We start from the raw sequence: 8,381 nt of genomic DNA, 5'->3' as shown, positions 1-8,381 counted from the left end.
CCGTCTCTCTCCTCGCAAATTAGATATTGGTAAAAAGGAAATTCGCATATTTATGCGGTTTGTTCCTCGGGATGCTTTCGAAATTGAAGCTCATACAGCTCTGCATAATGACCGCCCTCGGCAAGGAGCTGATCATGGGTACCCTGCTCTTTCAGTTCACCATCGGCAAGGACACAGATCGTATCCGCCCGTTCAATCGTAGACAATCGATGGGCAATAACTAATGTCGTACGATCCTTCATCAGCTCATTTAAGCCCTGCTGGACTTCATATTCCGATTCTGCATCCAAAGCCGAGGTTGCTTCATCCAACAGCAAAATCGGTGCATTTTTGAGCAAAGCACGAGCAATTGCGATCCGCTGTCTTTGACCGCCAGACAAATTGGCTCCGCGTTCACCGACAATCGTGTCGTACCCCTCTGGCAGCTCGGCTATGAAGCCGCTGGCATAGGCTGTTTTGGCCGCAGCCTCTACTTCCTCATCCGTGGCAGTCGGTGAGCCAAAACGGATATTATCCGCTACTGTACCGTGGAACAGCGTAGCCTCCTGTGGTACATAGGCCATCAAATCCCTGACCTCATCCAACGTAAATTCTTCTGCCAAGCGACCACGAACCCGCAGCACACCTTCGTCCGGTGGGTAAAATCCCAACAACAGCTTCATGACTGTGCTTTTGCCGCCACCACTCGGGCCAACAAGCGCGGTTACCTGTCCTTCTGGCACGACCAAGTTTAACCTTTGCAGCGTTGGATAGTTAGGCTGATAGCCAAAGGTGATGTCGTGCAGCTCCAGCGCAGCCGGAGTCTGTTCAATGGCATGGTCTGAACGCAAGGTCTCAACATCGCCATAGAATTCCCCAGATTCACGGGCTGATAAAGCTGACGTCTCGGGATCGATAAGCCTAGTCAGCAGTCCCTTCTTTTTAGCCGCGGGGAACTGCTCTTCTTCCTTCGACTCATCCAGAATTTCGCGGATACGCGCCAAGCCTGCCAAGGAGTTTTGTAACAGTGTTACAGCCGCCCCTAGCTCCAAAAACACCGTTGAAATACCGGTTTGCAGCTGCACAATCTGTCCCAATACTCCCAGTTCCATTTGCTTCTGCGATACCAGAATCAATCCGGCGACAAGCACACCGCCCAGCGTAATGAACTCTATGACAAAATTGCACATATCCTGCAAGCCCATATGACGTCCCTGCCGGATGCTGATACGGTTTATGTCCTCGCTTGCATCGTTACATAGTCCACCTACCTTTGTCCTCAACCCAAACAACTTCACCGTCTGCAAACCGGAAAGCAAATCACTCAATCGTTCCGTGAACCTGCTCATCCGTCCCTGTAACTCTTCACTCGTCTTTCGCATTTTCTTCGCGAAATGAGCATTGATCCAGGCTGAAGCCAGCCCAAGTAAAACCGCCATAATCCCAAATCGCCAATCAAGCGTCATCAAAATGACCAACGAGCCCAAGAAAAGCGAAATTTCCAGTATAATCGAGCGGATATGAACGGTGTAAGCCTGCTCCAGCGCCTGTACATCATTCGTCATACGGGATACAAGATCACCCGAATGGTGTTTTTCGGCTTTATCGTACGATAGCTTAACAATGTGGCCAAATAGTTTCATTCGTACTTCGGCAATCGCCAGCTTTACACACCGTTTATACATATAGCTGCACAGGGGGGAAATAAGACTTAATGCCAAAAATGTACCACTAACCAAATAGACCGCTCGGTATAGCTCCTGTACATCGCCATTAACCGCGAAATTCAGCAAATAATGCACCACAAAAGAAAGTAAAATCGTGATGCTCGCATTGGTCAGACTATTGCCAACCAGCCCGGTAAAATACCATTTTCGTTGCGGCTTCATCAGGGACATCAACTGCTTAAATTCATAAAACCCCTGCTTGAAGGTCACGACACTCACCCCTTTCCTCAGGCAACGAAAACCCGTTTTCCGCCGTATGCTGTTCTTCTTCAAAATTTTTCAAATACAGCTTTCGGTACACACCATCACGACTTAGTAATTCCTCATGAGAACCCGATTCCACAATGCTCCCCTGATCGAGTACAATAATGCGGTTCGCCTGACGTACGGTTGACAGTCGATGAGCAATGACCAGTACCGTCCGGTTTTGCATTACCGCATTCATCGCATTCTGCACCTGAGCCTCCGACTGACTATCGAGTGCTGAAGTCGGCTCGTCCAATAGAAGCAGTGGAGCATTTTTCAGTAATGCTCTTGCTATGGAAATACGCTGTTTTTGACCGCCAGACAATCCGCCTCCCCGCTCGCTCAACAGGGTTTCATAGCCCTCGGGAAGTTGAACAATAAAATCATGCGCATGTGCCGCTTTCGCCGCTTCGACAATTTCTTCCCGAGTCGCCGCCAAACGTCCATATCCGATATTTTCTGCAATGGTGGCCGGAAAAAGCGACGACTCCTGAGATACCATCGAAATATGACTGCGCAGGCTGGTTAAATTCCAATCTGTCAAACTCTTTCCAAATAGTTGAATGGTTCCAGCATGCTCTCCAGGTTCATTAAATCCGCAAAGCAGCTTGAAAATCGTGCTCTTACCTCCACCGCTGGCACCGACAATCGCCACCATATCCCCTTGCCCTGCCTGGAAGCTGATATCCTTCAGCACTGTGTTCCCTTCATCGTAGCCAAAGGTCAAATGCTCAAAGCTGACTACAGCAACACTATCAACGTCATCATCACTTTCTGCTCCGCCTTCACTCATTCGGTTGGCTTCCCCATTTGCTTCGTCTTTCAAATGAGGCGCCTCATTCTCTCGCTTCTGATCTACCAAGGTCATTTCGCCATCCTGACGTTCATTCTGCCAATCCAGTACCTCAAACAAATGCTTTGCGGCTCCACCCGCTTCCTTCATTTGCGAAATGATCGTCGGCAGCATGGCAATCGGCTGCAATATGAACGAAATCAGGTATAAAAAAAGTACAATGCCTCCAGCATTCAGCTCTCCATGTTGTATCAGGTATCCTCCGTATACAATGACTAAAATAATCGGTGTTGCTAGCATCATCACACCTACCGGAGTAATGGCTGCATAGCGCTTTTCTAGCCGTAGGCCGCGCTTGACGACCTCCTCCATAATCACCATATACTTCTTCAACAGCACAGCTTGCATATTGAATGCCTTGACGATAGGGATTCCTCCGATTGCATCTTGCCCCACAGCGTTCAAATGAGCAATTTTCTCCTGAAGATCCGCGGAATATTTTTCAATCGGCTTGCTCATTAGTGATGTTATGATCATTCCTATTGGCATGAGCGCAAGACTTGCCAATATCAGTTTCCAGCTTGTCAGTAAAAGCAATATGAGTGATGCCGTAAACACAAGCGGTAAATAAAACAGATTGGCAAACTGCTGGATAAAAAAGTTCTGTAATACTGCCGTATTATTGGTTAGACGGGATACCAAATCTCCGGTAAATTTCCTTTCCACGCTGGAAACCGGTAAATCGCAAAACTTATGTACGAGATCGCCTCTCAAGTCGCGCAGAGCACTAACACTAAATCGCGCTGAAGCGTACCTCATCACAAACTTACATGGCATTCCAATTAGCGTCATACCAACAACCAGATAGATCATGTTCTGGGTAGAGGAGAATGTCCCCTGTGCCATTTGCTCAATGGCCTTACCCAAAACAATGTCAATAGCTGCCAAACACAAGGAGGCGATCACCGTTATGAAAACCCATAGATTATACGGCCTTACATAACGTGCGAGTCTCCGAAAAGCAGAATTTAATCGAAACAAGGGCATCCCTCTTTTCGTTGCCCACACTTTTATCAGTGCGAACTTTTTATATTGGCTGTGGACGTCGTTGAGATAAACTCTGGGTTTGGATGCATGAGTATCCGTGCAGAATAAAATGCGATTTTGAACTATGTTGGAATTTACATCTTGATGTGGGTTGGTTGTTGATTGAGATGGTGATAACGAAGTGTATCGTGATGTGTGGGACATTCAACTCTGTCTGAATCGTGGTTGTAGGGTGCTTGTGTTGTAAGCTGTGTGAGCTGCCGCCGCGTGGGCCATCGGCGAGGATGTAGAAAGAATGTTCTCGACTGCGCTCATAACCTCTTGTTCTTGTTCATGGATGAAAAAGTGATTACCTTCGAACATCCGAACATCCATAGGTGATGTCGTATGTTGTTGCCAGGCATGGAGTGAATCTGTGCTAACCTCAAAATCCTTCATTCCGCCTAAAACGGTCATCGGGCATACCAGTGGATTTCCCGGCTGATAAACATAAGTTTCACATACCTTAAAATCTGCACGCAGACGAGGCATAATAATTTGCATCAATTCTGCATTTTGCAGCACCTCTTCAGGGGTTCCCTGCATTAAACGAAGCTCTTCCGTGAAAGAATCGTCTGCCAAATCATGGAGTTGTTTTTTGGAGTATGGAAGATGTGGTGCGGATTTACCAGATATGATAATATGCACAGGTAGCTTTCCAGTTTTGCTGTACAACTGTCGTGCTGTTTCAAATGCAATCAGTGCCCCCATACTGTGCCCAAAAAAAGCGAACGGCTTATGCATGTATGGAGCCATTGCGGGAACCAACGATTGAACGATGTCTTGAAGAGTATCCATTGGAGCTTCTGTTGAACGGCTTTCACGTCCTGGAAGTTGTATAGGCAACACGGTAATGTCAGGCGCAAACCTAGACTTCCAAGAGTTAAATATGTAAGCACCACCACCGGCGTAGGGGAAGCAAAATAGTTGGAGCTTCGCAGTCGGTTGGACCTCTGTTTTCGCGAACCAAGATTGCGATCGAGTCGTCATATGAATTCCTCCATCCTCTATGCAGTTCATAATTTTACAGTAAATCCTTATATCTCTTTTTTTCTTCCAACACTTTCTAACTATTTTTAAATATACAAACTTTAAAACCACTTGGCATGGGACAAATGGTCTAAATTGATAGAGCTTATAAAAATAAAACAAAATCCATATTATGTTATTTGTTTCCAAACTTCAAAAGCAACAATTTCACTTTTTGTATTAGTTATCTGTCAATCATGATCTGTTAATTTAGTTTAAAACGAAATTTTAGGTTTTCACGAATTTTGTAAAACTAAACTCATTATGATTTACATTGAAGCCCCAACCCCTTATCCTACTACAATTTTATCTTTACATGCCATTAACATAAATGTAACAAATTCAACCTGATATCATCCGACAAATTCCGCCTTTTTCCGCAACTCTCTTTAACCTCCTAAATAATGGATTGAATTTGTGTCAACCTCACATAAGCCAAAATTAATAACTCTTTAATTTTGTAATAAATATTGTTATTTCATAGTCCTAAAGGACCATATTTTGCAAATTTTTTTTCTGACTCTTCGTTTAAAAATTCAGTTCGGATTGAGTTTTTCTCTCCCAAAGCTATGAATTTTCTTTTCAAACTCTAATAGAAACGTTTCTATCTCGTTTCAAAAGTTACCTGTTCTCTAGAAATTTATAGCCTTACTTTTAATCTTTCACCCCCTCAAAAAGCAATAACGGCAAACAGCAAGGCTCCCTGTTGTTGGAGCTTGCTGCTTTATAAATTTCATTATGTTTGACTTCACTATCGGTCGATATGCAGAGCGTTGTAAGCTTTATTGTAGTTATCCCCCAATCTTATTAATTTAGTGGAATGGAGTATATGTATGGGTTTCTTGTATATTTTCCAAAACGCGAAAGCCTTATGGTATACAAAAAGAGCACAGCCCATTAAGGCTGTGCTCTTTTATCTTGCTTGGCGACGTCCTACTCTCCCAGGACCCTGCGGTCCAAGTACCATCGGCGCTGGAGGGCTTAACGGTCGTGTTCGGGATGGGTACGTGTGGAACCCCTCCGCTATCGCCACCAAACATGAATTTGCTGTGCAAATTCTTCCGTATGGTTATTCGGTTCATCACTTATCGTGTGAATGAATAGCCATGCGCTTGTATGTATTTCTACATACCTTCAAGGTTACACCCTGAAAACTGGATCCGAAACTTATTTGCGTTTTATTCTTAGGATAAGCCCTCGACCGATTAGTATTGGTCAGCTCCATGCATTACTGCACTTCCACCCCCAACCTATCTACCTCGTCGTCTTCAAGGGGTCTTACTAATTGGGAAATCTCATCTTGAGGGGGGCTTCACGCTTAGATGCTTTCAGCGCTTATCCCTTCCGTACATAGCTACCCAGCGGTGCTCCTGGCGGAACAACTGGTACACCAGCGGTACGTCCATCCCGGTCCTCTCGTACTAAGGACAGCTCCTCTCAAATTTCCTACGCCCACGACAGATAGGGACCGAACTGTCTCACGACGTTCTGAACCCAGCTCGCGTACCGCTTTAATGGGCGAACAGCCCAACCCTTGGGACCTACTTCAGCCCCAGGATGCGATGAGCCGACATCGAGGTGCCAAACCTCCCCGTCGATGTGGACTCTTGGGGGAGATAAGCCTGTTATCCCCAGGGTAGCTTTTATCCGTTGAGCGATGGCCCTTCCATGCGGTACCACCGGATCACTAAGCCCGACTTTCGTCCCTGCTCGACTTGTAGGTCTCGCAGTCAAGCTCCCTTCTGCCTTTGCACTCTTCGAATGATTTCCAACCATTCTGAGGGAACCTTGGGGCGCCTCCGTTACTCTTTAGGAGGCGACCGCCCCAGTCAAACTGCCCACCTGACACTGTCCTCGCACCGGTTTACGGTACCAAGTTAGAACCTAGATACGATCAGGGTGGTATCCCAAGGATGCCTCCTCTCAAGCTGGCGCTCAAGATTCTACGGCTCCCACCTATCCTGTACAGATCGTACCCAAATTCAATATCAAGCTGCAGTAAAGCTCCATGGGGTCTTTCCGTCTTGTCGCGGGTAACCTGCATCTTCACAGGTATTAAAATTTCACCGGATCTCTCGTTGAGACAGCGCCCAAGTCGTTACGCCATTCGTGCGGGTCAGAATTTACCTGACAAGGAATTTCGCTACCTTAGGACCGTTATAGTTACGGCCGCCGTTTACTGGGGCTTCGGTTCATAGCTTCGCCCGAAGGCTTACCACTCCCCTTAACCTTCCAGCACCGGGCAGGCGTCAGCCCGTATACTTCGCCTTGCGGCTTCGCACAGACCTGTGTTTTTGCTAAACAGTCGCTTGGGCCTTTTCACTGCGGCCCCCTCGGGCTATTCACCCTACCGAGGCACCCCTTCTCCCGAAGTTACGGGGTCATTTTGCCGAGTTCCTTAACGAGAGTTCTTCCGCGCGCCTTAGAATCCTCTTCTCGCCTACCTGTGTCGGTTTGCGGTACGGGCACCTTCTCCTGGCTAGAGGCTTTTCTTGGCAGTCTGAGATCATGACCTTCGCTACTACAATTTTCGCTCCCCATCACAGCCCAGCCTTAACGATGTGCGGATTTGCCTACACACCAGCCTCACTGCTTAGACGGACATCCATCAGTCCGCGTCACTACCCTACTGCGTCACCCCATCGCTCATAACGGATTACGGTGGTACAGGAATTTCGACCTGTTGTCCTTCGACTACGCCTATCGGCCTCGCCTTAGGTCCCGACTTACCCTGAGCGGACGAACCTTCCTCAGGAACCCTTAGGCTTTCGGCGGATCTGATTCTCACAGATCTTTTCGTTACTCATACCGGCATTCTCACTTGAATGCAGTCCAGCGCTCCTTACGGTACACCTTCAACCCGCATTCAACGCTCCCCTACCCCTGATGCAAAGCATCAAGCCATAGCTTCGGTGGTGTGTTTAGCCCCGTTACATTTTCGGCGCAGAGTCACTCGACCAGTGAGCTATTACGCACTCTTTCAATGGTGGCTGCTTCTAAGCCAACATCCTGGTTGTCTGTGCAACTCCACATCCTTTCCCACTTAACACACACTTGGGGACCTTAGCTGATGGTCTGGGCTGTTTCCCTTTCGACAATGGATCTTAGCACTCACTGTCTGACTCCCGGAACTAAATCGATGGCATTCGGAGTTTGACTGAGCTTGGTAACCCTTGCGGGCCCCGCACCCAATCAGTGCTCTACCTCCACGATTCTATTTCCGAGGCTAGCCCTAAAGCTATTTCGGGGAGAACCAGCTATCTCCGGGTTCGATTGGAATTTCTCCGCTACCCCCACCTCATCCCCGCATTTTTCAACATGCGTGGGTTCGGGCCTCCAGTGCGTGTTACCGCACCTTCACCCTGGACAGGGGTAGATCACCCGGTTTCGGGTCTACGTCCACGTACTCATTCGCCCTATTCAGACTCGCTTTCGCTGCGGCTTCAGCTCTTCACCTTAACCTTGCACGGGAACGTAACTCGCCGGTTCATTCTACAAAAGGCACGCCATCACCCATAGAT

At 47.4% G+C, this 8,381-nt stretch carries 3 protein-coding genes and 2 rRNA genes (1 of these 5 running past the window's edge); all 5 read right to left on the bottom strand.

Annotated features, from left to right (window positions below):
* Positions 1–50 precede the first annotated feature (50 nt).
* Positions 51–1,916, bottom strand: a complete 1,866-nt coding sequence (locus tag ACWGXJ_RS11595; protein ID WP_452566774.1) for an ABC transporter ATP-binding protein — start codon at positions 1,914–1,916, stop codon at positions 51–53.
* Positions 1,891–3,786, bottom strand: a complete 1,896-nt coding sequence (locus ACWGXJ_RS11590; RefSeq protein WP_452566773.1) for an ABC transporter ATP-binding protein — start codon at positions 3,784–3,786, stop codon at positions 1,891–1,893. The genes ACWGXJ_RS11595 and ACWGXJ_RS11590 overlap by 26 nt, the downstream gene beginning before the upstream one ends.
* Before the next feature lie 210 nt (positions 3,787–3,996).
* On the bottom strand, positions 3,997–4,821 hold the full coding sequence (locus ACWGXJ_RS11585; protein ID WP_452566772.1) for a thioesterase II family protein: 825 nt from the start codon (positions 4,819–4,821) through the stop codon (positions 3,997–3,999).
* A 959-nt stretch (positions 4,822–5,780) separates the two neighbouring features.
* Positions 5,781–5,897, bottom strand: a 5S ribosomal RNA gene (gene rrf, locus ACWGXJ_RS11580).
* Between the two features lie 148 nt (positions 5,898–6,045).
* A 23S ribosomal RNA gene (locus ACWGXJ_RS11575) occupies positions 6,046–8,381 on the bottom strand (it continues 590 nt past the right edge of the window).

It is taken from the genome of Paenibacillus sp. S33 (genome assembly GCF_053615415.1).
Note: the sequence above shows the minus strand (reverse complement) of the source record. Positions and strands in the feature narration are given on the sequence as shown.